Source organism: Pantoea sp. nfd-35 (assembly GCF_056892255.1).
In genome coordinates, this window is sequence record NZ_CP122403.1 from 2669652 (window position 1) to 2693940 (window position 24289).

At 52.2% G+C, this 24289-nt stretch carries 15 protein-coding genes and 1 pseudogene; 9 read left to right on the top strand and 7 right to left on the bottom strand.

The genetic code is table 11. The features are described 5' to 3' along the window. Nucleotides 1-448: 448 nt before the first annotated feature. Entirely contained in the window at nt 449-2623 is a 2175-nt protein-coding gene (gene fhuA / locus P9J57_RS12435; RefSeq protein ID WP_105079508.1) for a ferrichrome porin FhuA, read from the top strand. A gap of 79 nt (nt 2624-2702) precedes the next feature. Here fhuA and P9J57_RS12440 read toward each other — a convergent pair. Further along, nucleotides 2703-2984: pseudogene (locus tag P9J57_RS12440) on the bottom strand (IS30 family transposase); the annotation flags it as partial. A gap of 416 nt (nt 2985-3400) precedes the next feature. Between P9J57_RS12440 and P9J57_RS12445 the strand changes: the two are divergent. Beyond that, a complete protein-coding gene (locus P9J57_RS12445) occupies nt 3401-4294 on the top strand; it encodes a dihydrodipicolinate synthase family protein (protein ID WP_029568680.1) in 894 nt (297 codons plus the stop codon). Nucleotides 4295-4533: 239 nt separating this feature from the next. Here P9J57_RS12445 and P9J57_RS12450 read toward each other — a convergent pair whose 3' ends face one another. After that, nucleotides 4534-5229 carry a DJ-1/PfpI family protein gene (locus tag P9J57_RS12450; RefSeq protein ID WP_029569894.1) on the bottom strand — a complete coding sequence of 232 codons (696 nt, stop codon included), beginning with the start codon at nt 5227-5229 and terminating at the stop codon, nt 4534-4536. Between the two features lie 732 nt (nt 5230-5961). Here P9J57_RS12450 and P9J57_RS12455 point away from each other — a divergent pair. From P9J57_RS12455 to P9J57_RS12470, 4 genes are all read left to right on the top strand, one after another. Further along, on the top strand, nt 5962-7032 hold the full coding sequence (locus P9J57_RS12455; RefSeq protein ID WP_013025464.1) for an amidohydrolase family protein: 1071 nt from the start codon (nt 5962-5964) through the stop codon (nt 7030-7032). Then, nucleotides 7007-8281: an MFS transporter gene (locus tag P9J57_RS12460; protein ID WP_064373604.1), complete on the top strand. Its 1275-nt coding sequence runs from the start codon at nt 7007-7009 to the stop codon at nt 8279-8281. The genes P9J57_RS12455 and P9J57_RS12460 overlap by 26 nt, the downstream gene beginning before the upstream one ends. 599 nt (nt 8282-8880) lie before the next feature. After that, the gene (locus P9J57_RS12465) at nt 8881-12696 is read left to right on the top strand and encodes an nSTAND3 domain-containing NTPase (RefSeq protein ID WP_483279237.1); all 3816 of its coding nucleotides are present in this window, start codon (nt 8881-8883) and stop codon (nt 12694-12696) included. A 390-nt stretch (nt 12697-13086) separates the two neighbouring features. Then, a complete protein-coding gene (locus P9J57_RS12470; RefSeq protein ID WP_246871198.1) occupies nt 13087-13383 on the top strand; it encodes a GNAT family N-acetyltransferase in 297 nt (98 codons plus the stop codon). Between the two features lie 230 nt (nt 13384-13613). Here P9J57_RS12470 and P9J57_RS12475 read toward each other — a convergent pair whose 3' ends face one another. From P9J57_RS12475 to P9J57_RS12490, 4 genes are all read right to left on the bottom strand, one after another. Continuing rightward, nucleotides 13614-13928: an ArsR/SmtB family transcription factor gene (locus P9J57_RS12475; protein ID WP_014606072.1), complete on the bottom strand. Its 315-nt coding sequence runs from the start codon at nt 13926-13928 to the stop codon at nt 13614-13616. Between the two features lie 14 nt (nt 13929-13942). Next, on the bottom strand, nt 13943-15061 hold the full coding sequence (locus P9J57_RS12480; protein ID WP_014606073.1) for an alkene reductase: 1119 nt from the start codon (nt 15059-15061) through the stop codon (nt 13943-13945). Nucleotides 15062-15669: 608 nt separating this feature from the next. Next, complete coding sequence (locus tag P9J57_RS12485; RefSeq protein ID WP_483279238.1) at nt 15670-18207, bottom strand: YbcC family protein; 2538 nt, start codon at nt 18205-18207, stop codon at nt 15670-15672. Nucleotides 18208-18236: 29 nt separating this feature from the next. After that, nucleotides 18237-19748: an NADH-quinone oxidoreductase subunit L gene (locus P9J57_RS12490; protein WP_483279239.1), complete on the bottom strand. Its 1512-nt coding sequence runs from the start codon at nt 19746-19748 to the stop codon at nt 18237-18239. 153 nt (nt 19749-19901) lie between these two features. On the opposite strand from P9J57_RS12490, the gene P9J57_RS12495 reads away from it, so the two are divergent. The 3 genes from P9J57_RS12495 to P9J57_RS12505 all read left to right on the top strand — a co-directional run bounded on the left by P9J57_RS12495 (nt 19902) and on the right by P9J57_RS12505 (nt 22571). Beyond that, nucleotides 19902-20801 carry a LysR substrate-binding domain-containing protein gene (locus tag P9J57_RS12495; RefSeq protein WP_026020934.1) on the top strand — a complete coding sequence of 300 codons (900 nt, stop codon included), beginning with the start codon at nt 19902-19904 and terminating at the stop codon, nt 20799-20801. A gap of 78 nt (nt 20802-20879) precedes the next feature. Continuing rightward, entirely contained in the window at nt 20880-21842 is a 963-nt protein-coding gene (locus P9J57_RS12500) for an alpha/beta hydrolase (protein WP_483279240.1), read from the top strand. 57 nt (nt 21843-21899) lie between these two features. Continuing rightward, nucleotides 21900-22571, top strand: a complete 672-nt coding sequence (locus P9J57_RS12505) for a hypothetical protein (protein WP_483279241.1) — start codon at nt 21900-21902, stop codon at nt 22569-22571. Between the two features lie 49 nt (nt 22572-22620). Here P9J57_RS12505 and P9J57_RS12510 read toward each other — a convergent pair whose 3' ends face one another. Further along, nucleotides 22621-23829 carry a cupin domain-containing protein gene (locus P9J57_RS12510; RefSeq protein ID WP_022623574.1) on the bottom strand — a complete coding sequence of 403 codons (1209 nt, stop codon included), beginning with the start codon at nt 23827-23829 and terminating at the stop codon, nt 22621-22623. Nucleotides 23830-24289: the final 460 nt, after the last annotated feature.

The window sequence follows — 24289 nt, forward strand, 5'->3', positions numbered from 1 at the left end:
CTGTCTGACAGGCACTCATCCCTTAATTGTCCGAAACGATTGCCCGAGTGCGCCCGCGTTTTCTGTCGTTAAATCTGTCTTTACCCTGATGTAAAGAAAACAGGCAACTTTTGGCTGAAATGAAAAATTTTATGTCTGTGTTTCGCTATCGGAAAAAAGATTTTCGCTGTTAAATGAGAATGATTTTTATTTTTAATTACATGAGTCTTATGTGATTGAAATGTCAGGAGTCAGCGTACTGCAGCGGCAACAGGTGCTGAATTCACTGCAGCGCAGGGTAAGTGGCATTGACTGATAACGAAGTCATGGAAGGCGTGGATACGACCATTCGGGTACGATTTAACGTTATGAAAAGCATACTGATGTTTAAAAAAACATCGTGAGCAACCTGGCTCTTATTCGTTTCAGTGAAATGTATTTTATTAAACCTAGACGAGTACATACAGACATGAAAGTTCGAAGAGCTCTGATTCCACGTTCTTGTGCAGTAATGCTTAGTGCATTAATGAGTTCACTGTCATTCCCTGCACTGTCAGCAGACAGCGCCGTGGCTGCGACTAAACAGAATACCCTCACTGTAACAAGCGAGGGGAAGACTCCCCCGGAAGAAAATGCCTGGGGGCCAGTAGGCTCTGTGGTGGCAAAGCGAAGCGCGACAGCGACTAAAACTGACACGCCACTCCGTAAAACGCCTCAGTCCATTACCGTTGTTACGCGTGAAGAGATGGATTTGCTAGACCCACCGACGCTGAAAGATGCTTTTCGTTACGCTGCAGATGTGATGGTTGACAGTCGGGGGTCGGTAAGCGGCTTTAATTCAGTCAATATCCGGGGGTTCAGCCAGATCTCGGATAATATTTATCTGGACGGACTCAAACTTCAGGCCGACAGTTTTACTTCCTTCCAGGTCGATCCTTACATGCTTGAACGTGCTGAATTGCTGCGTGGCCCTGCATCTGTTCTGTATGGTCTGAGTGAGCCTGGCGGTGTTATCGCGCTGGTCAGTAAGCGCCCCACTCCGCAGACCATTCGCGAAGTGCAGTTTAAAACTGGCAACCATAATCTTTTCCAGACGGGCTTTGATTTTGGCGGCGCGGTTGATGATGACGAGAAATTAACCTACCGCCTGACAGGTGTTGCCAGCGATCAGGACCAGCAACAGACGGGTGAAAAAGCAAAGCGTTATTCATTAGCGCCTTCATTCACATGGCGCCCCGATGACAAAACTCAGTTTACTTTTTTAAGCAGTTTCCTCGATGAACCCAATATAGGATGGTTTGGCTATTTACCGAAAGACGGCACGGTAACCAGCGGTGCGGGTGGAAAATTACCCACAAGTTTTAATGATGGGGAACCGGGTTATAACAAAATTTCCCGTAAGCAGAAGTTAGTCGGTTATACCTTTGAGCATCAAATTAATGACAACTGGACTGTGCGTCAGAACTTGCGCTACGGAACGGTAGATATGGATTACCGAACCATCTATGGAAGCAGTGTTTCTCCGTTTGATCCTTCTTTTTTAACCCGGGGTGCACTTGCGGCCAAAGAGCATTTATCGAGCTTCGCGATGGATACTCAGGTGCAAAATAAATTTTCTACAGGTAACACAGACCATACCCTGCTTATGGGCATAGATTACCGGCGCACACGGAATGATGTCTGGCAGGCGCTCGGTCTGGCATCCAGTCTGAACCTGGTTAATCCTGTGTATGGTAATACCGCTGTACAATATTTCGGTTACAGGAGTCAGGTCGATCGTCTTGAACAGACTGGCCTCTATTTGCAGGATCAGGCTGAATGGAATCACTGGCTATTAACATTGGGTGGTCGTTATGACTGGTCTGAAGCAGACAGCGTCAATCGCCTTAATAACAATTCCGCCTCCAAACAGGACGATAATGAATTTACATGGCGAGGAGGTCTGAACTACCTGTTTGATAATGGTCTTTCACCTTTCATTAGCTACAGTGAATCCTTCCTGCCAACAGCAGGAGCGGATTATACAGGGAAAATGTTTCGGGCATCTCGCGCCAAACAGTATGAAGCCGGAATCAAATATATACCTGACGGTAAATTGATTTCCGCCACCTTATCGCTGTTCCAGATAACAAAAGATAAAAATCTGACGTCAGATCCTGAGCATATTTTATATTCAGTGCAAAATGGCGAGTTACGCTCCAGAGGCATAGAACTGGAGACGAAAGCAGCACTGACAGAAAATGTGGATATTATCGGCAGCTATTCCTACACGGATGCTGAGTATACCAAAGACACCTCATACGAAGGTAATCGCCCAGCTGAGATCCCTAAAAATATGGCGGCATTATGGGGAAACTACACTTTTCATGAAACGGCGTTAAGCGGATTGACGTTAGGGCTGGGAAGTCGCTATGTCGGGTCGACGGAAGGTGATAACGCTAACTCCTTTAAAGTGAAGCCCTACACGATCTGGAATGCCGTCATCCAGTACGATCTGAGCAGGTTCAATCTGCCGGGTTCATCAATTGGCTTAAATGTTAACAATCTTTTTGATAAGAACTACGTCGCAGGCTGTTACGCCACGACGGCGTGTTTTTACGGCGCGGAGCGACAAATTACGGCAACGGCTACGCTCAGGTTCTGATAATGCACGTACTGAAATGAATGTTTCCCAGAATCAGACTGGCTTTTATCCTGCGAGTTCCACCGATGGATGCAACACATTAATTGAATCGCTCTGCGGGTGATTCAGGGTATGGCGGATTTCCCGGCCTCTCGTCGAGCGGCCGGGCGACGCCATAAACGCTTTACTGGCGGTAACCCGGTAAACAAGTGCCTGAGGGAAAATGTTGTCTGAGCACGCTGTTCGTATTTTCATTTAAGCCGCATTGCCAGGGAGATTGAGGAGCACAGAAATAAATCCGAATGTCTGTCGCTACAGTAAATTAGGTGTGACTGATCCTTTCACCTCCCCGAATCCATGTTGATATTTTATAACGCTCAGCAGCTCATTCCAGGGCTTATGTGATGAGTGGAGGCATCACCCTTAGGATCTGCTGTCCCAGACTTTAGCCAGCCTAAGCAAGCCGGAATGGCGTTCTGCAGAGTGACGATAACCCCTTTGATACCCTTAAATAAGGGGTCTGACGGTGGAATATCCTTCGCCTGGTAAAGTCGTCTGGTGCGATAATGTCGATTAACCAGCCGTCGCTGCAACGGGCGGCAGGGAATCAGAACGCGCTTAAGCGTTGAAGCTGAACACATGTGGTTTATTCTGGAAAGTCTGCCTCAGATGCCACCTGAGCAGCTTCATGACGCGGGAACGATGCGGACCGAAGGCCTGAAGAAATGGGGCCCGGCTGCAGTGTCACGTCACCCTCATCGGCGAATAACGCCTTCAACTCTGCTCTGGAGAAACTGAATGTTTACCGGTTTGTCTGCTTTCCCGTTAACACCTGTCACGGCGCGTGGTGTCGATGAAGAGGGATTGACTAAGATTCTGGCTCGCCTGACGGCAGCCGGTGTCGATTCGTTGGGTATTCTGGGTTCAACCGGCAGCTATGCCTATTTGAGCAGGGAAAAGCGTAAACGCGTCGCAACGCTCGCCCGTCAGATTGCCGGGCAAATCCCCATGATGGTTTGCGTGGGTGCAATGAGCACCGATGCCGTGCTGCATCTGGCTGAAGATGCGCAGTCTGCAGGCGCTGATGCGTTGCTGCTTCCGGCGATGAGCTACCAGCCGCTGCGTAATGAAGAGGTTTATGCGTTTTATGAGACGGTTACCCGACATGTTTCAGTCCCGGTTTGTGTTTATGACAACCCACGGACCACGCATTTCACGTTCACAGATGAACTGCACGGGCAGCTGTCGTCACTGAAGGGCATTCGCTCAGTTAAAATTCCAGGCGTATCGGATAATCCCGTTGCTGCGGCTGAACGGGTCAATGCATTACGGCAACATCTTCGTCCTGGCATGACCATTGGCATCAGCGGTGACGCCAGTGCCGGGCTGGGATTAAATGCCGGTTGTGAAGTCTGGTATTCCGTTTGCGGTGGTCTGTTTCCGGAAACCGCCAAACAAATTACGCAGGCCGCCGCAGTTAACGACCATGAACGCGTGACTGCCTTCACTACCCGTCTGGAACCTTTATGGGCGCTGTTTCGTAAACATGGGGGAAGCATCCGTGTAATCGCCGCTGCAGCAGGCATACTCGGGCTTACCGATCCAGACTGTCTGCCTCGTCCCCTGCTGCCGTTGTCGAAAGAAGATATTGCCGATGTCGCAGGTGTGATTGCAGATCTGGATCTTAAATAACGCGCCAACAGGATCGGTTATCCGCCGATCCTCAACATATCTGGCTGGAGCATAATCTTAATAATGCGCCTTATCATTATGAGCGCCGTTGGCCGGGCAGGTTTCAAGCACTCGTGCAGAGCGTGAGATCGCGTTGTCCGCTGCCCGGTTTAATGCGGGCGTTGCTGATGGACATGTCCGGTTTGTGCCAGGCGCGGGGAGTGAAAGTCGAAAAGGGAACTCCCCTCTTTCGCTAAGCCTTATTTCTGTAGTCTGGCTGCGGCTTTTAACGTCGCCTGTCGCCTCTTTTCAATAAATGGCGCTGTTTGTTCCCGCGCCTTTTTTAACTGCTCTTCAGATGCAGTTCGGGGCGAGCCACAGGTAAACGGCGGTGCGGGATCATATTCCATATGCAGTTGAATATTTTCAGCAACACTGCTCCCGTGCATTTCTGATACAACGGTGAGCGCAAAATCTATACCTGAAGTGACACCTGCGCCGGTTATACGGTTACGGTCACGGACGACGCGCTCATTAACCGGCTCCGCACCTAACAGAGCGAGTTGGTCCAGAGAAGCCCAGTGCGTCGTTGCTTTATATCCATCCAGAAGTCCTGCTGCGCCCAGAATCAGCGAACCAGTGCATACAGAAGTCACCAGCTTTGCTTCTTCACTTTGGAAACGGATAAATGAAAGAACGTCTTCATCATCCATTAGGTTTATCTGACCAGGCCCTCCGGGGATACAAATTACATCCAGTTGTGGGCATGTGTTAAAAGTGGTCGTTGGCTGTATAGCCATACCACGATCGGAAACAACAAGGTCCAGGTTTTTCCAGATGAGATGAACCTTTGTATTGGGTGCCCTGACGAAAACTTCATATGGCGCGGTAAGATCAAGCTGAGTAAGCGCTGGGAACAGGAGCAGCCCGATTGATTTGCTTGCAGAATCACGCATAGAAAATCCTTTAACCTAAAAAGATATAATGGCTTTTCCTTCACCAAAGGCAATCGTTGCGTAAAAAACAGACGCTCGCCGAATGGATGTCCTGTTTAACCCAGCTTTATTATCGTAGCGTTAAGCAATTTATGACCCACCCAAACGTCAGGATGATTTATGGGTAAAACATCCGATTCTCGCTCATCGCAGACATCACCTACGCACAGTCGCTTTGTGCCAGGAGCAGACATTGATATTTCAGCATTGCTGTGATTATTGGGGTGCAGGCCAGGCGGCCCCCCATCCCTTAGAGCTGCTGGCCACGCTGAAGCAGCGCGGCGAAAAGGCCGCCCAAAAACGTTATAAATCAACATATGCAACCTCAGAGCATGCCAATTAGTCTCTGAATTAATGGTATCCATCTAAGCAAGTCAACGTAAGAATCGTAGATATATGAATGGCCAACGTCCGCTTTTCGCCCATGTTCTACTGATTGATACGTACAGTTTGCACCTGGATGTTCCCTCTGAAACGCAACTTTGGTGTTAATAAAGGCTATTTGTGATTAACACCTTATTTACACGATTAACATTCTCTTTTTACTGGCTTGCCCTCAGGAAATGACTTTATAGTCGATTCATTCTGTAAAACACAGTTTTACCCTGTAAACCCTGAGTTGCATTCAGCCTGGCTTCTGAGCCCTGTGAGCAACGTCAGAACAGACGCGGTTAAAAAGCATAAGGGGAAGCGATGGAGACAGTTAATGCACCGCATTTGCCTGTCAGAGAAAACTGGCTGGCACTGCATCACGAAAAAGCGTTGATGCCCGATCTGGCGATAGTCGATGCTCATCATCACTTATGGGATCGCCAGTCAGGACGTTATCTGGTTCCTGATTTCAGCCACGATATTGAGCAGTCCGGACACCGGGTTCTGTCGACGGTTTATGTGCAGTGCCGTTCCATGCTGCGCCGTAACGGACCAGAAACCTTCAGGCCAGTCGGTGAGGTTGAGTTCGCGAGCGGCGCTGCCGCTATGTTTGACAGTGGCCACTATGGCAAGGCATCAGGCTGTGAAGCGATAGTGGGTGGTGTCAGTTTGCTGGCAGAGGATGACCTGCAACCCGTCATTGAACTCATGATGGCGCGCTCTGGTGGACGTTTACGAGGGCTGCGTAATCCGCTTGCCTGGCACAGTGATCCTCGCGTTGTATCAAGCCCTGTCACACCCCCTGCTGGCCTTGCCACCACTACCGCATTTCGCAAAGGCGCAGCCTGCCTTGTCCGGAACGGACTTTCGCTGGATGTCTGGGTTTACCACACCCAGCTTGATGACATTATTGCGCTGGCAGATGCGTTGCCCGATCTTCATATCATTGTGGACCACTGCGGCGGGCCGCTCGGCACGGGGCCTTATGCCAGCAAAAGGGATACCGCCTTTCAGGCGTGGCAAAAATCCATTACCGCTCTGGCTGAACGGCCAAACGTGAGCATGAAGATCAGCGGCTTTGGTATGACTGTCATGGGCTTTCCCTTCGCACAAAGCGCCACACCGCCAGACTCGCGGGCGCTGTGTCTCGCCTGGCGGCCACTGTTTGAAACGTTGGTCGAAACGTTCGGCGTCAGGCGCTGTATGTTTGCAAGCAATTTTCCGGTCGACAAAGGCATGTTCAGCTATGGCGTTTTCTGGAACGCCTGCAAACGGTTGGCGGAGCACGCGTCCGTCGAGGAAAAAGCACATCTTTTCTGGCGCACCGCAGCGTTAAGCTATCGCTTATCTTCCCTGGAGAATGCTGATGAATATCAAATCAAGACCGCATGAGACTCATCCACTGGAACAGAATGAAGCCAACCTGACACTCTCTCAAACATCGGTAGAAAAACGAACGCTCGCGCTGGGTGGGCTCGGGTGGGCTTTTGAAAGCTATGACTCATTTTTGCTATCGCTTTTATTGCCTGTGCTTGGCGTGGTGTTTGCTGTCAGCAAAACTGAACTGGGTCTGTTTATCAGCACCACGGCTGGCGGACAGATCATTGGCGGCATTCTGTTCGGGATGGTCGCCGACAAAATCGGACGAGTCAGAACCGCTTTCATTTGTATTACGATCTATTCGCTTTTCTCAGGACTCCTGGCCTTTTCTCATCATCAACAAACCTTTGTTTTGTTGCGATTTTGCGGGGCACTGGGAATGGGTGGAATGTGGACCTCTGGCGCAGCACTCATCGCCGAAACATGGCGTCCTGAACGCCGTGCCCGGGGTGGTGCACTGATGCAAATGGGACTGCCGGTGGGGGCCATTTTAGCGATTGGGCTGACGGCACTGGTCACGGCGATGACAGGCAAACTGGAAAACGGCGGCTGGCGATACCTTTTCATGATTGGCGCCTTGCCGGTTTTTATCATGATGGTCATTGCGTATATCACGCCTGAATCGCCAGTGTGGCTGGCACGCCAGCGGGAACGGATTAACAGACCGACCCAAACGGCGCGGTCGGGCAAAACAAACCTCAAAGGACTGTTACTGGCCTTTACCTTTATCTTTTTCATTCAGTATCTGTTCTGGGGGGTTTTCACCTGGACGCCCACCTATCTTCGTGAAGTGAAGCATCTTGATTTCCTGCACAGCCTGAAATTTGTACTTGCCTTACAAACAGGTGCGATTGCCGGCTTCCTTGTGTTTTCACTCCTGGCAGATAAATGGGGACGCAGGCCCATGTTTTTGATCTACCTGTTTATCGGCGCTGTGGCAGTCGGCCTGTATCTGGCGACAACTCAGCCATTGATTCTGATGGCCGCCATCTTTATGGCGGGGTTTGGTGTAAACGGCATCTTTGCCGGCTCCGGGCCGTTCCTTGCCGAAATGATTGGCGACACACAGTCACGCGGCTTTTTAATGGGTCTGGCTTATAACGGCGGTCGCTTAGGTGGGTTTATTGCGCCGCTACTCATTGGCTATGTTGCCAGCATAGGAGGATTTACCGCAGGGCTGGCGACTACCGTTGTGGCCTTTATCGCCGCGATGGTTGTCGTGTGGATGGCACCCGAAACGAAAGGCATTAAGCTGCAATAGCCCTTTTCCTTTAGCCTGATAAGGCACGGCTGTTTTGGTCGTGCTTTATTCAGTGGCGTGAAGAGACAACCGATGGTCAGTACAATGCTAACCCTCTTTCCGGGCCCACCGCTTCCGATCAATTCATCACCCTAATGACGTGCGACTCTTGCTGCCACAGGCCGACTGTCGGAAGAGCGTTAATCCGGCTTTCGCTTTTTACTTTTCTTGCTGAAAATGATGTCCGCTTTGTGCCATGAGCGGACGTTGCTAAACGTAGTTGGGTAATCGAGTCTCTTCCCGGCACGCATTCTTTATCAGGGCAAGCTTGCTCCCTTCAAGTATCTGCGCGTGCCGCTCCTGCTCCCAGAAACTGGCATCAACGGTGATGTTAAAATTAGGGCTGTATATTGCTTTTTCCGCCCCTGTCAGGCTCTGACTATAGCTGGCCCAATTGAACCGGTTTCTTTATTATCTACTCAAACATGAATGCAGTTGAAACATTCGGGTAAGCTTTATCAGGTATGATTTACATGGATAAATTTGTCGCATATTTCTCCTTAAAGATGAGACAAATATGTAAGTTCGATAAAAAAGTACTATCTATATAACAGGATTTAATGATGTCAATTGCTACCATCGGGCCTGCAAAATACGATTTTCAGGATTTTGTTTGTATAAAGTTTGCGCTGGATTTTTATAAATTTGAGAATGCAACTCTCATTGTTGAAGGCGAAGGGGGTGAGGATGCGGAAATATCTGCAGACATTGACGGCACGAAGATTGTGTATGAGATTCAGGTGAAAGGTTCTGAAGAGCATTTCGGCCTCCCTCTTTTGGCAGAATGCCTCAGCCATTTTCCAGCACATGAGCCCACTCACTTTTTCCTAGAACGCCTAGTTAACGATCCAAATCGTTTTGCCGTCATGGTGATGTCGGGGCGCGCGAATGATTCTCTTCAGAAGTTTATACCAAGAGGGAACTGGCGTGGCAAAGAACATAGCACTATTTATTTCACACTTCAGGAAGCCGAACTGCTGATTGATGCAATGCGGAGTCATGCTGAATCGTTGAAAGGATCTGATCTTAAGGCTGAAAGAAAAAAATATCTGAATGACTACTTAACGGGTATTGACAGAAAATCCCTCACCGCAGCATTTAAACGACTCATTATCATTGATGGCATCAAAGATACAGACCTAAGCGAAGCTTGCAGGCAAATCCTGCGAAGTGATTTTTTGGTTCCAGATGATTTATTTGATGCACAGATTAATGGTCTCCGGTCAGTAATGAAGATTGGGAGATCTTCTCAACAAAATATCATGGCGGAATTTATTGCCAAGTTGCAGGAGAACCCCGTTGAGTGTGTCAGGCCCAGAAAATATGCCTTACGTGGAGATGAGGATAATTATCTCAGCATACTTAAAAATCAACATGCTCTGCTGCTTTCAGGCAAGCCTCGTGTAGGGAAAAGCAGTGTGGCTAGGTGGATTGCTGCTACTTATCAAAAGCAGGGATACCGCGTTTTACGCACACAAGATGCAGATGCGGCTGAGCGTTTTTTACTGGACCCTGTGAGCAGCCATCGACTTGTATTGATCGATGACCCTCTGGGTGGCGCGCATGCAACCAACAAACCGCATGAAAAATGGATGCTGCTTAAACGAGTCATAGACAATGCCGACGCAGGCAGAAAAGTGATTGTCGCGCAGGGGCAAGAGCGCTTGTATGAGCTCAATGGGGGGCACGAACTAACCGCCCTACAGCTCCTTGGACATCACTGGAACGATTTGAGTGAAACCCCCGATTCCTTTTTGCTCAACTGCTGGGCGCAGTATGAAAGTCATGTACCTTATGAATTTTATCATAAAATAGCTGGGTATATCCTTCAGGGGCTTCTTAATATTGAGCCCGGATGCCTGAGTTATCTTGCCATGACAGACTCAGGGCTTGAAACGCTTGACTCACCTGAAAAAATTATTCGCTTTGCACGAAAAGAATCAAGTGACCTGGCTAACGGACTGGTCGCTGAAGGGTATAAACATCTATTACTTGGCCTTGCAGTATCCACAAGCCATTTAGAAAGCATCAGCGATCGTGAGTTAGCCTGGATTTTAAATGAAGAAAGTGAAGGAACCTATGGGGTATCTAAAAACTCATTAGGTTATTCTTTTGGGCGTCGCGAAGAAGATGAAGTTCTTCCCTTCCCTGAATACACTCCCGAGCCTGAGTTAACCTCAAGCGATGGTGATAATCTTGACCGTTTGGAAAAAAGACACATTCTTCAGATAGATGATTTGGAAAGAACGAATTTTACACACCCATTTTATCGTTCTGCCGCTGAATCACTATTTAGAGAAGCTGGCAGACGCGAATTTAAAAATATTGAACGAGCGTTACGCAAAGGTATTTTTTGTCTTTCGCCATCAACCGCCAGAGCAAGCGCAAGCAACCTTTACTGGATATATCAACAAACATACGCAGTTTCAAATAAAGATTTAATAATTAAGATGGCAATCGATGGGTTGGATTCAAGCTACCCTTCCGTACGCGATATCTGCTTTGATTTTCTCATTCAGCAAACTCCGACCTTAAGTCCGGATATACAGAACCAGTTGCCATCGTGGACTCACAAAGTTAACAACAACAGCCATACAGTTCTTCAGTGGGAAAATGGACAGCCCTGGTACCCGATGAACAGTGAACTCATCATTAGTACGAGATGGTTCCATGAATATGACAAGCAACACGTTGAAACTCTTCTAGATGAAATTGCGTCAGGCTTGGATGTCATCCTCACTTCCAAAGACGCTTATGACATTGTTCATCACTTGGAGACGTCACGGGAGAGACTCGATCACAAACTCATGGCTAAGTTGCTGAGTGTAAATGAGCGGTTTATTCGTGCACTGGCTGCAAAACTATGGATGCGTATTAACCGAGAAAATGATTTTGATATTCTTGAGCGAATATTCAATGAAACACACCCAGCTGTTGCAGAATCTGTCTTCCAGTCGGCTATGAAGGGATGGCATCTGTACTCCGCAGAAAGGCAACATTACGTTCTGAATGCACTTGAACGCATCGCATCTCAACCAGTTCTGGCAAATGCCATCATACAATTGCTGGTTATATTTGAACGAGAGCATGCTACAGGAGATACCCCCCCTTGGCAGGTCTTTGCTCGGTTATTTCCTATCGCACTTTCCTCTCTGACAGCAACCGTGCATTTAAGTTTTGCACGCCTCGCTCATGTTGTCGAAGAAGCTCAGCAAAAACTTACACCTGATGAAATGATGGACGTGCTGACAAGCTGGGTTACATTACTTGAAAAACTGAGGTTTTACAGGGATAGCTTTGCTTTAAATGCAACTAATGCACTGCTAGGTATTGAAATATCAGAATCGCTGCTATCGCGAAGACTTTCTTTGATTGAACGCTTGTTAGCACTATGCAGTACCAATGACAGGATGAGAATAGTACAAGACCTTGTTTACGCCTGGAAACAATTGACATCTGCTGAACAAGCAGCAGTCGGTGCGGTGTTAACCAAGGGAGGTCCGGACAATCGGTGGATATTGGCGGCCATTCTCATAATGTCAAATATCCCCCGTGAGCTTGTAAAAAAAATTTTACCCAATCATGAAGGTAACGCGCTTTCGGTCGCGGCAATAATATCTCTTGAACCTGCATTATTTGAGGCCATTGCATTGGTCGCAACCCATTCTATTCCATGCGACGTATATCATATTAACTCAGAGTTACAGCATGCATTGATAAAGATGCTTGTCATGGATGAGTTAAGTCCTTATGCACCTATGGCGTTTGATTATGTTCTGATGTTTTTTGAGGATAAGGAGGAATTGCTTTGTGAGGTTATCAACGTATCGGATGAATCGCGATTGCAGAAAATTTTTGACTACCTATTTTACTTTTATCAGGATTCCAATCCCGAATATCTTCCTCTCGTATGGGAAACGTTGTTCAGTCGAGCTACTGAAGATGTAATCTGCGATAACTGGCTGCCGTTGTTCGTTAGATATGCCAATCGTATCTTTAAAGATTTTCTCGTTGAAGAAATGGAAAAATTCATCCCGCAACGCTATATTCATATATTTTTAAAGAAAATTCCCGATACGTTTTATTACATGTACTCCCATAATTTTCTGAAAAGTGAATTTTGTGAACATAAAGGTAATGAAATTATAGTAAGTGAAGAGATGATGTCTGTGTTTTATAAAAACATCAATGACCGAATGGTCAAATCACCTCCAGTACACCATAACACCTATGATCACATTATAAACACATTAAGGAAGATGCATGGTTCGGAGGAAATCATTCAGGCTTGGAATGATGCAAGGAGCAGCTTGTTTGAGTATACATCCCATGAGTCTCCTTTCCTCCCTCCTGCTTTAAATGACTGGCAGAACTAGCAGCCTCATAATGTCGCAGTACTCACTGCGGCATTATTCATCGAATCCGTTTCTGCTAAAATCTATCGTACTTGAAGAGGATCGGAAATAATTCACGGTCAAGCAGCTTGGTCAGCCCCCATTTATTGGTGCTTAGAATTGTTCGTAATCTTCTATCAGCAGCGAGAACATCAGGTGAGGGGCTGGGCGATACAAGTGGCAGCGACAGCGTATTGATAACCTACTTTTTGGTCAACTTCATCATCTATGCCTATGTTGGGTTAATCAGATTAACCTTCCCGATAAACAAGGTCCTGAATGTCCGCTCCTCGCTCATAGCGGACCTCGCGACGCTTTAGGCGGTCCCCTCCGTGCCTGGAGGGTAACTTACTTACATCGTATTATGTTAGTTTGCTGGGAGCTGGTCGCCTTATATGTTATGAACCTGGAGATAACCTTGAGCGCATCTACTGGTCAGGCGAAGTGATTCCCCATTCTACGCATCGTGGCAAGGGGATAGGCTCTGCATTAATAAAACGCATCGTTGAATTAGCTACTAAAAGAAATATTTCTGAACTCTGGCTCTATACGCCTGACAAGCAGGCGCTATACCGGAATTTAGGCTGGAAAGAACGTGAACAACGTCTCGTAGCGGGTGAATCTGTTACGGTGATGGTTCTCAGCCTGCCCTGCCCGGACGCGGCCTGAAAGCGACAGGCAATATCGCGGTACGGTTAACGTTTTATCTGACCATACATTAAACGTTAACGGCCTGTATCCCCTGCTCTTCCGGCATCCATTCAGTCCACTGTGGGCGCTTTGTGAACGTTTCTCCACGAGTCTGTGAGCGTTGCACCGCAAGCGAAGGTGCGCATAAGCGGGTGATTTTAATGTCTGACGCACGGTTTTAAGAGGGTCACTCCTCTTTGAGAAGCCGCCTACAGCTGCTGGAGAGACCTGATAATCGCCTCATTCATCTCGCATACCGCCTGTTCGCGTCGGCGATAGTAGGTCCATTTTCCTACTTTACTGGCCTCAAGCAGACCGGCATCATGCAGCGCTTTAAGACACAGTGAGGTAGCGGGCTGTGAAAGGCCCGCTTTGTCCTGAATAAGACTGGCACAGACACCGTACTGATCGAAGGGATAGAGCTGAGAATAATCAGCAAAGGCTTCGTCAGGGCTTTTAAGCCATTTGAGCACCGCAACCCGTGTCGGGTTGGCCAGTAATTTAATGGCATTTTCGGGTGTCATGCCGTCTTCAAACCTCAAGCAGAATAAAAAGGATAGTCAGTATAGCCTTTCTGGCTTCCACCATACAGTGAGGCGCTATCGACGTCGTTCAGCGGATAGCCCATTTTGAAACGCGCCGGTAAATCGGGGTTAGCGATAAACGTGCGCCCGAAGCCAAACAGATCTCCCCATCCCTTTTCCAGCATGCGCTCGGCTTTTTCTTTGGTGTAACGGCCCGAATACATAATGGGCGAACGGAAGGCTTCGCGAAGCGCTTTGCGAAAATCTTCAGGCATATCCGGGCTGTTGTCCCAGTCAGCTTCGGCGATGGAGAGATATCCCGTTTCGAGCGCGTTCAACATCTGGGCCGCACGGAGGTAGGTAGCCTGCGGATCGCTCTCCACCAGCCCCAGATAAACGCGCTCTTCCTCTGTGCTTGAGAACAGAGGCGCGAAACGCACGCCGACACGATGACTGCCAAACACCGAACTCACGGCCTCGGTAACTTCACGCAGGAAGCGCAGGCGGTTATCAAGCGAACCGCCATATTCATCGGTGCGGAAGTTAGTATGTTCAGAAATAAACTGATTGATCAGATAACCATTGGCGGCATGCAGTTCGATACCGTCAAAGCCCGCTTTTTTGGCATTCTCCGCCGCCGTACGGTACATCGCCACAATCGCTTTCACTTCCGATGTGGTTAACTCGCGCGGCATGCTGGGTTCCGTCAGAATACCGGCACCAGGCCCGGTTTCGATAAACACCCGTACGCCGCTGGCGGCAACGGCTGACGGTGCAACAGGTGGCTGCTTTCCGGGCTGCAGTTCATTGTGCGATACGCGACCAACGTGCCAGAGCTGACAAAAGAGGATCCCACCTTCTGCATGAACGGCGTCGGTTACTTTTCGCCAACCCGCGATTTGTGCTTCGCTGTGAATGCCAGGTGTCCAGGCATATCCCTGCCCGCGTGGCTCAATTTGCGTCCCTTCGGTTACCATAAATCCCGCACTGGCACGCTGGCGATAGTAGTCCACCATCATCGTGCCAGGTACGTTGCCCGGCTGCTCACTGCGGCAACGGGTTAGCGGTGGGAGCGCAATACGGTTACGCAAGCTGAGATCACCCAGCGTCAGGGGCGCGAAGAGAGACGACATAACAATTATCCTGTGAGAAGAAAGAAAGACAACATTATATTTACACATTTAAATTTGTAAATGTGTAATTTGTGCGGTCATACAGCCCTGCTCCCTGTTAATGCGTCAGTGAAGACGCCAACAAAACCGCTATCCGCATCAGGAAAACGGCGGATGTCTCCTCCTCGCGCACAGCGAACACGATCCCGCGCGCATTCTTAAGCTGATGTCGTGCGGCGCTGGCGTTGCGCCTGGTGCGAAGTGATCGCCGATGCGGTGGTATCTACGACATCCACAGAAATTACGCCCCCTGATGCTGATTATCTCGCACTCACGCAGCGTTGCAGGGCGCGGTTGATCTCTGCCGGGTGGCTTAATCCAGCAGCCTGTATTTTCGGTAAAATTCCTATCTGGGGCAGAAGGTCAGCAAGCCTGGATTGCGCGTCTCAAACACGACAGAGCATTGGGGCCGTTTGTCATCCCCCTTACATCGGCAATGGCTGAAGATGTGTACCGGCACGGCATCCGTTATCTTCAGGGGCGGTAACAGCCGTTTGCAGAGGCTGCCCTGAACAGGCAGCCGCTCTATTTCGCGCAAACGGCTCGGGGCGAATACGACCTCAGGTACGCTACAGGTCCAGTGCGAGCCAGCATCCGCGCGCATAACGCGCCAAACCTGCCGCCTCAAAGCGCCACAGATGGAGCCAGCCGTTATCCAGCAGTTGCCGGATGACCTCATGCTTTCCGATTACCGCTTCAATGGCCGTTTGCGGTGCGTCGATAACCACTGTCAGGCGCAGCGGCTCGTGCATCCAGCGCTCGCCGTCGTGGAGCGACTGGCGTGACAAGCCGATGCGCAGATCGCCGCCGTTGCCCTCAAAGACGCCGATGCGTCCACCCACCACGTTATGCAGCACCTTGTTGCCGCTGCCCAGTCGCTGCGGATCGCAAGTGGATGCGTGATACTGCCAGTTGATCCAGTGTGTAACCAGCATCGGAGCGGTCATTAAACCCTCGAGCAGGCTACCGTCAACATCCTGACTGGCGTCGTAATCATGCAGAAAACTGCGCCCGCTCAGTACTACGCCGCGGCTACGGTGACGCGACGCGATCAGAAAGGCAGCGTTGCCCGCGAGTCCCCATTCAGGTCGGGTTTGCGCGCCGTCGTTAGCGCGACGGCGTAACTGACCCAGTAACACATCCTCACGTGCTTGCGGGTCCAGTTGCAGGCCGGGCGCTCGCTCACGGCGTACCTGGTCGCAGGCTTGATGAAAAATCGGTTGTATCCTCTCACAGCGTGCACGCGCCGCCTGGGGCAGCAGGTCGAGATCGAACCACTCGATTTCATCGGTGGTCGTGTTGTGCAGCGCAGCCACGAACGCCGTTGAATCAGGAACGTCCACGCCTTGCAGTTTCAGCCCCTGGCGAACCGCCGGTTCATTGAGCAACTGGGCCAGGCTGCGCGCATTCACTTCGCCGGTCTGGCCACAGCAGGCACCACAGTCCAGTGCCGCTGCGTGAGCATTGTTAGCCGACTGGCTGCCATGACCGACAAGGAGCACTGTCGGAGCCAGACGTTGCGCCAGGCCCATGGCATGAAGAACTCCCGCCGCCAGCTTAACTTTAGCCTCTGTATTCAGCCCAACCAACTGTGGACGGCAGATCGCGCGGTAACGCGCAGCCAGGCCAGCCAGATCGTCCCTGGCACGTGCTTTTTTGCCCGGCAGTAACCCCTTCACCAGCTTGACGGAGTAGCCCAGTCCGACCGCTTCCACAAAGGAGAAGGCGGCACCGGGCCAGTGGCTAACGGCATTCCACTGATCGGCCATGGCAAATCGGGCCTGACGCGACCTGCTGGCTGCGTTTTGCAGCGCTGTATCGGCCCGGGATGGCGTCGAATTCGCGCTCACAATACGGTCGTTGACGTCGATGGAAGGCGCAAGTAAGCCGGGTAACTGGGGGCGCCGGGCTTGGGTAGCAAGAGGCGTGTACGCAACCGTAAGGCCGAAGAACCCCGCACAGCCGAGCGTATGAACGCCAGGACTCGCGGCCTCCAGGGCGCGGCGCAACGGTTCACTGCGAACATCAATGCAGAAAGCGGCCTGGACTTCGATCGCCTCAGCGTCCACATCCTGCCCCTTAGCCGTGGCCAGCCGATGCGCCAACTCACGCTGATAGCCAATCTCCAGCGCCAGCTGCCACACTTCGTCAACCCGCAGCGCGTATTCGGTCTCCTCCAGCACGTGAGGAGCCTGAGCCCAGGCCTGCTGAAGGGAAGCAAATGCTTGCCGGGTGGCGGCATCATCTTTGCATTCTAAAAGGATGATGCCCCAGGCCAGACGAATAGCCAGTAACTCACGCAGGTGCGCATCCTTACCGCCCGCCAACCCTGCCTGCCAGCCGAGATACGCGCACCAGGAGGCCCAGCCATTAACGGTAAGCAGCACCGACTCCAGATAATCTGCCCACACGGTTTCAGGCAGGCCAAGCCGCTCAATGACCCAGCCTCCAGCGTCCATGGCGTTATCCGGTAACGTCTTGATAGCCTGCCTGATGTTCGGTAAGCCCATTAACAGACCAATGCCATGGTCGTGCTTCAGCGTGTCGAGCCAGAAGGCATATAAGCCCTGCTGACGCTCAGGCTGCCAGCTCGCCTGATGTTCGTCGAAGTAAGCCGCACAGGTTTGGCTAACCTGATGCGTGATGGCTTGCCGCCAGGATAACCTTTTGTGGCGATGGGGATCGTTGTCGAGCACATCGATCAGCAGCGGTAACTGTACTTGCAGACTACCTGCTTGCAGCGCCTGCGTGCACTGTTCAACCGTCAGGCCGGCCGCTTGCGCCTCAGGTAGCTGTTGCAGCGCCTGGGTGAGATCAGCAACGCTAATACGCCCCTCACGCCAGGCCTGCATCTGCCGATCGCGCGGTGGGAAAACCTGAATACCGCCTAGCGCAGCCATGCGCGCGGCCACCCTGCGCACCGGCATGCCAATACGCGCCCAATGAGGATTGACAGCGATGGCGCGATCCAGTGGCCATGCCGGTGCAATCGCCTGGCAGGCGCGGTGGCAAGCTTGCTCAATGGCGGCCTGCCGTGAATCTGCATTGCGTGCGGATTGCGTCAGGCTCGCCGACACGGATTTCTCTTTGTTGGTCAGTGTATCCATCAGGAAACGCTCCGGGTTGTCAGTGTTATTCAGCGCGGCCTGTCAGCAACAGGTGCATCAGGCATTTCAGGTTTAACGGGCGTGGCATTGCCGGATGCCCAGGTCGTTGGCCACAGGAGCAGCGTCAGGCGCGTATAGGCTTCGTCCAGGTAAAACCCCGCGTAGCTCCAGCGACGCCAGCGCGACAGGCGTTGTGGTTGCTTTTGCAGCAACACCTGGCACAGATACAAGGCCGCCATTCCTGTCAGCGCGATCAGGCCCAGACGTTCATCGGGGGCATCCTGCAGGCCGAGCGGCAGCGCATGCAGAAACAGGGCAATCATCGACAGGCCGATAACAGTGAAGAGCCCGAAAAGAAGCTGTGAGGCAGGTGAAGCGCCGTCGTCTTGCGCATCAGGCAACCACAGCAAGGGCGCCCACGCCATGCCCAACACCCCGCTCCACCACCAGGGCCAGGCGGCCAGATCTGCCAGCCTCAGCACCAGAAACACCGCTGAAATCGTCAGCACTGGGGCGAGCATCACACTCACGGTGCCGGGCAACGAGGTCCGGTGCAGCGTCTGCTGGCGAGTTTGTCTTACGCTTTCTGAAGCGGACAGGAAAGCATGGGCTTTGTAGAGCGAATGGCCAATGAGATGCAGAGCTGCCAGGGTGTAAAGGCCAAGCGCGCACTCAAGCAGCATGAAGCCCATCTGCGCGACGGTGGACCAGGCCAGCCGTACTTTTACGCTGATGCGCGTCAACATGACAATGCCTGCCAGTACAGCGGTCGTCAGCGCGAAAATCAGTAACAACACGCGCGCAGCGCCTGCCTGTTCTAACATCGGGGCGAAGCGAATCAGGACAAAGCCGCCAAGATTAACGACGCCTGCATGCAAGAGCGCAGATACCGGCGTCGGGGCTTCCATCACCTGTATCAACCAGCCATGCACCGGCAGCAAGGCCGTGCGAAGAATAACAGCCATCACGAGCAAAACGGCGCTCGCCTGCAAGGGCACGGACGCCCCCTGCTGGGCAATGTGCGCCCACAAAGCTGACAGCGAGAAACTGCCCACTTCCCACCAGGCCAGCGCGGAAGCGCCGAGCAACATCACGTCTGCTATCCGGTCAGCAATATACTTTTTGTGTGCCGCAAACAGGGCAAAGGGGCGATCGGGATAGAAGCAAAGCAGCTGCTGTAGCGCCAGGCCTACAGCGGCCCAGGCGGCAATGAGTAGCAGCCAGTTATCGGCCAGCAGGAGCAGATGAACACTACCCAGTACAGCGGACAGTGCGCCAATGTAGCGCCGCTGGTTCGCTTCGCCTTCAAGGTAACGCACAGAAAATGATGCGATGACTTTGCCAAGCAGTTGTACCAGCAAAGCCAGCACCAGGCCAAACGTCGTTGCTTTTACTAAACCAAGCCATTGCGCCCCGCTGGTGCCCGCGGCAAGGGACACGCCTGCGAAGGCAATGGCGCCATATGACACAATCTGCAGCACACGCCACAGCGCCGTTGTAGACATCCCACTTAAACGTGTCAGCCCTGCTAAGCCCGCCATTAAAACAGCTGGTGCCAAAAAACAAACCAGGTATAAAACTTCAAGGATATTCATCGCATAGCCCTTATGAATGTGACTGAGCCTATGTTCCTTGACGGTTAATATTCTGTAAAATATATTTATTTGAATAAATTGATACCTAAAACAGAACAAATGAATCTCAATCAGCTGAACTTTCATCACCTTTTCTATTTTTGGCGAGTCGCCAGGCTCGGGCACCTGACGCGGGCGGCCGAAGAGCTGGCGACCTCACAATCAGCCGTTTCGGTGCAAATCCGACAGCTTGAGGACCGGCTGGGAGAAAGTTTGTTAATCCGTAAAGGCCGCCGCCTGATCCTGACGGACACAGGTCAGTTGGTCATGGCTTATGCCGATAACATCTTTGGGCTCAGTCAGGAGATGTTGGGACGCTTAAAAGGCCGGTCTGCCGGTGTTACACGGCTACGCGTGGGCAGCGTGGCAACCCTGTCGCGCAACTATCAGGAAAACTGGATTCGACCTGCACTTGCCGATCCTGGTGTGGTGCTGACGCTGGAGTCCGGATTACTGGAAGGCCTGCTGGTCAGGTTGATGCAACATCAGCTCGATGTGGTGCTGGCCAATGAAACCGTTCCCGTGGATACCGATCGCCCTTTGCACTTCGTGTTTCTGGGCAGTCAGTCCATCTCTTTGGTCGGCCCGGCGAGCAAATGGGCATCGCGCAGTCTGCGCATCCCGGAAGATTTGGATGGCGTGGAGATTGCCCTGCCCGGCCCACGCCATGCCTTGCGCGCGCAGTTTGATGCGCTGTGTTCCACAGCGGGCGTAAGGCCCAGAGTGCGCGCTGAAGTCGATGACATGGCGATGCTGCGTCTGATCGCGCGTGACAGCGGCTGGCTCACCGTATTGCCCGAGGTCGTCGTTCAGGATGAACTGCGTAGCGGATTGCTCGTCACCGTCGGCCAGTCTGCGGATCTGCAGGAGCGCTTCTACGCCATTACGACGCCTCAACGGCATCGTATCGACGTGCTTGAACAACTTCTGACGGGCCAAAAACGCCCGGCGCACGATTAAGCATCACCGCTATCGCTCTTTGCCTGCTAACGGGCAAAGAGCGGGCAAATGCCACTTAAGCCTCAGGAGAGGAATGATTTGAACACGCTGCATTTAGTCGATCCCGAGTTACTTCCCATTCTCGCAAACAGCGCGCCGCTGGCAATTACGCCTGAAACGATTGTGGCACTGCGCCAACAGCGTCAGGATGCTGCCGTTAAGCAGGTTCAGTCTTATCGCGACCTTGGGCTTCACATCCATGAGCAGCAGATTGATTTTCCCGATCGTCCCCCCGTCAGAGTCTGTGTGATAACGCCCGTAACCGCCGCCGAAAAGCGCATGGGCATTTTGCACATTCATGGCGGCGGTCACCTGTTCGGCAGCCCGGAGCAGTCGCTTTCACTGACCAGTGCCACGGCGCTGCGCCAGAACTGCGTGGTGGTCTCGGTGGACTATCGCCTGGCCCCGGAAACGGTGTTTCCCGGATCGCTTGAGGACGGCTATGCGGTGCTGAACTGGATGGTAAGCCAGGCCGACAGGCTGGGCATCGATCCGGCTCATATCGGCTTAATGGGCGACAGCGCCGGTGGCGGACTGGCCGCCTCGCTGGCGCTGCTGGCAAGGGATCGCAATGGCCCCAAACTGGCCTTCCAGAATCTGATGTTCCCGATGCTGGACGACCGCACGGTGACGGAAACACATCCCAATCCCGTGACTGGCGAGTTTGTCTGGACGCGCGAATACAATCGTATTGGCTGGACCGCCCTGCTGGGCGAGGAACCCGGCAGCGAAACGATCTCGCCTTATGCCGCACCGGCACGCGCCAGCAACCTTGCCGGGCTTCCCCCTGCCTGGATCGGCGTCGGCACGCTGGACCTGTTTCTGGATGAGAACCTCGATTATGCACAACGGCTGATCCGTGCCGGCGTTGCCGTGGAGCTGCACGTCTGGCCCGGTGCCTTTCATGGCTTCCATGCCAGCGACACGGCCGCCGTTTCGCTGCAGGCCAGGGAACTGCGTCAGTGCTGGCTGTCGCGCTTTAATCCCTGCCCGGCAGGTTGATGGGCGACGCATATCCTGCCAGGGTTGAGCAACGCCGTTAACGCACGGAGCTTCGTGATGCAAACGCTCAACATTGTACCCCGCCTGATGACAGCGCTGCGGGCGGGGGAAAAACGCCATACGATTCGCTGGCAGGAACAGAAGATTACGCCGGGACCACTTTGCTATGTCAGTAACGAGGATCCTGCGACCTGGGTGATCGTTGATGTAGCGCAGGTGGTGACCATGCCGCTGTCATCCGTCGCGCACTATCTGGGCAAAGGTGATGAATGGCCCGATGCGGTCTTGCTGGCCGGAATGCAGGAACATTATCCTGCGATTCAGCTCGATTCACAGGTTGAGGTGATTCACCACTCCGCGCCGCGTCAGGATGAGCGTGCGCTTCACCTCGCATTGCTGGCGGCCCTGACGGTGCTGGAATGCAGTCTGCATCATGAAAAGCGCCACGATTTAGCGTGGCTTGACCAGAGACTGCATCCCGAATTTAAAGAGATCACCCTTTCAGGCACGCTGCTGAACCGTGAGCAAATCATCGCGGCGCTAATGAATGAAGAGAACGCGCAGGCCATTATCAGCAGCGACTTTCAACTGATGGAGGTCGGAACCCAGCATGCCATTTTGCTTTACCGCACCGCGCAGCCAGACGGCAGCCGCCTGGTCATAGTCTGGGGTTTGGGGTTTGGGGTTTGGGGTTTGGGGAAAAAGCGTGGGCTGTCCACGCAGCCGTAAAACAGACCCACAAGCTCTGACAATCATGGCCGACATGCGGCCATGAGCGCTATTTCACCACAGGGTTTTTCTGCAGCGACAGCGCATCCATAAAGGCATCATCAAGCTGCAGATGTTCTTTCACCAAATCGCGCGGCGTACCGGCCAGCCACTGATTCAGGGAAATATCAGCGTAATAATCACTTTTGAATAACTCCAGGAAACGCAGCGGCCCCTTACCGGTATTTTCAACATAGTGGCCCATCGCGAACGGCACATAGCCGACGTCCCCTGCCCGGTAGTCAAAGGTTCTGGCCTGCCCTGACGACGCAAACACGCCCATGCGCCCTTCACCTTCCAGGTAGTATTGCCACTCGTCGTTGTTCGGATGCCAGTGCAGCTCGCGCAATCCACCAGGTTCGATCTCCACCAGCGCGGCCGCGATGGTCTTTGAAACCTTAAAGGTCGAAGAGTCAGTGATTCTGACCGTGCCGCCCGGCGCCTTGATCGGTTCCTGCGCCAGCATGCGGTGCGTAAAGGTGCGTTTAGCTTGGGTTGCCCCTTTCACCGCCACGGATGAGAGGCTGCCGGGCACCGGCGCGGCGAAGATGTATTCATCTTCAGGCGAGGGCAGTTTGGCAAAGGTTGAGACCGGCACCTTGAAATTTTTGGCCAGAATCTCGGGCGGGATGTGTTTGAACCAGTCGGACAGCAGGAAGGTACTGTCTTCATCGAATCCGCCGTCATCAAAGGCCAGCAGAAACTCGCAGCCGTCCGGCCCCAGCCCCTGAATAGAGTGCGGAATGCCCGGCGGGAAATACCATAGATCACCCGCACCAATATCGTCCACGAACCAGGTGCCGTCAGTATCGAACGCCGTGACGCGGGCATTGCCATAGGTCATATAGGCCCATTCGCCCTCTTTGTGCCAGTGCAGCTCGCGAATGCCACCGGCGTTCAGGCGCATATCCACGCCCGCAATGGTGGTGGAGACGCCGAGCTCACGTTGGGTGACCTGACGGGTCCATCCGCCGCTGCTTTTACGCACGTGCGCGTCGCTGAAGGAAAAGCGCAGGTTTGGCAAAGTGCCGCTGTCGGTAGGCGGAGGATTTACGATGTCAGGATTTTCCGCTTCGCGGATGGGATCGTGCGGGCCGGGATCTCTGCCAGCGCCGGAAAAGGACTGAATGCTGTCATGTGCGTGAACCTGCCCGGCCGCCAGGGCGACCGTGCCGCCTGCCGCAAAGGCCATAAAGCTTCTTCGGGTTAATTTACTCATTAATAAAATACCTCGTTCCTTGCTGATAAATTCGACGACACGCGCTGTCATAAGAAATTTATAGCGGGCTAAGTTAAATTTTATTTATGGGATATGTAAATTTTGATGACATCCGCATGGCCGATTTGGGTACGGGAATTATCAACCCGTGCTGCCTTTTTACCGGTGATTGAGGAAGCGTTAACTTTTCTTATTGGTTCAATCTCATAACTGGCACGAAAGGATCATTTTCACGCGTTACGGTAATATCAATGCCGATCATACTTCGTTACAGGTTCAGGCTGAGGCGTTGTCTGTTGCAAGTCAGAAACAAACCGCTCTGATGAGGATCATTCCGTCGCAGCCAGCAGCGTTCGAGGCATGACGCGCAGCGAGTGAAACGGCAGGGGTTGTGAAGGGAAAGGCCTTAATGCGCACTGCGCCCCCGGCCGGCAAACACTGAGCAGGCCAGACGACAGGG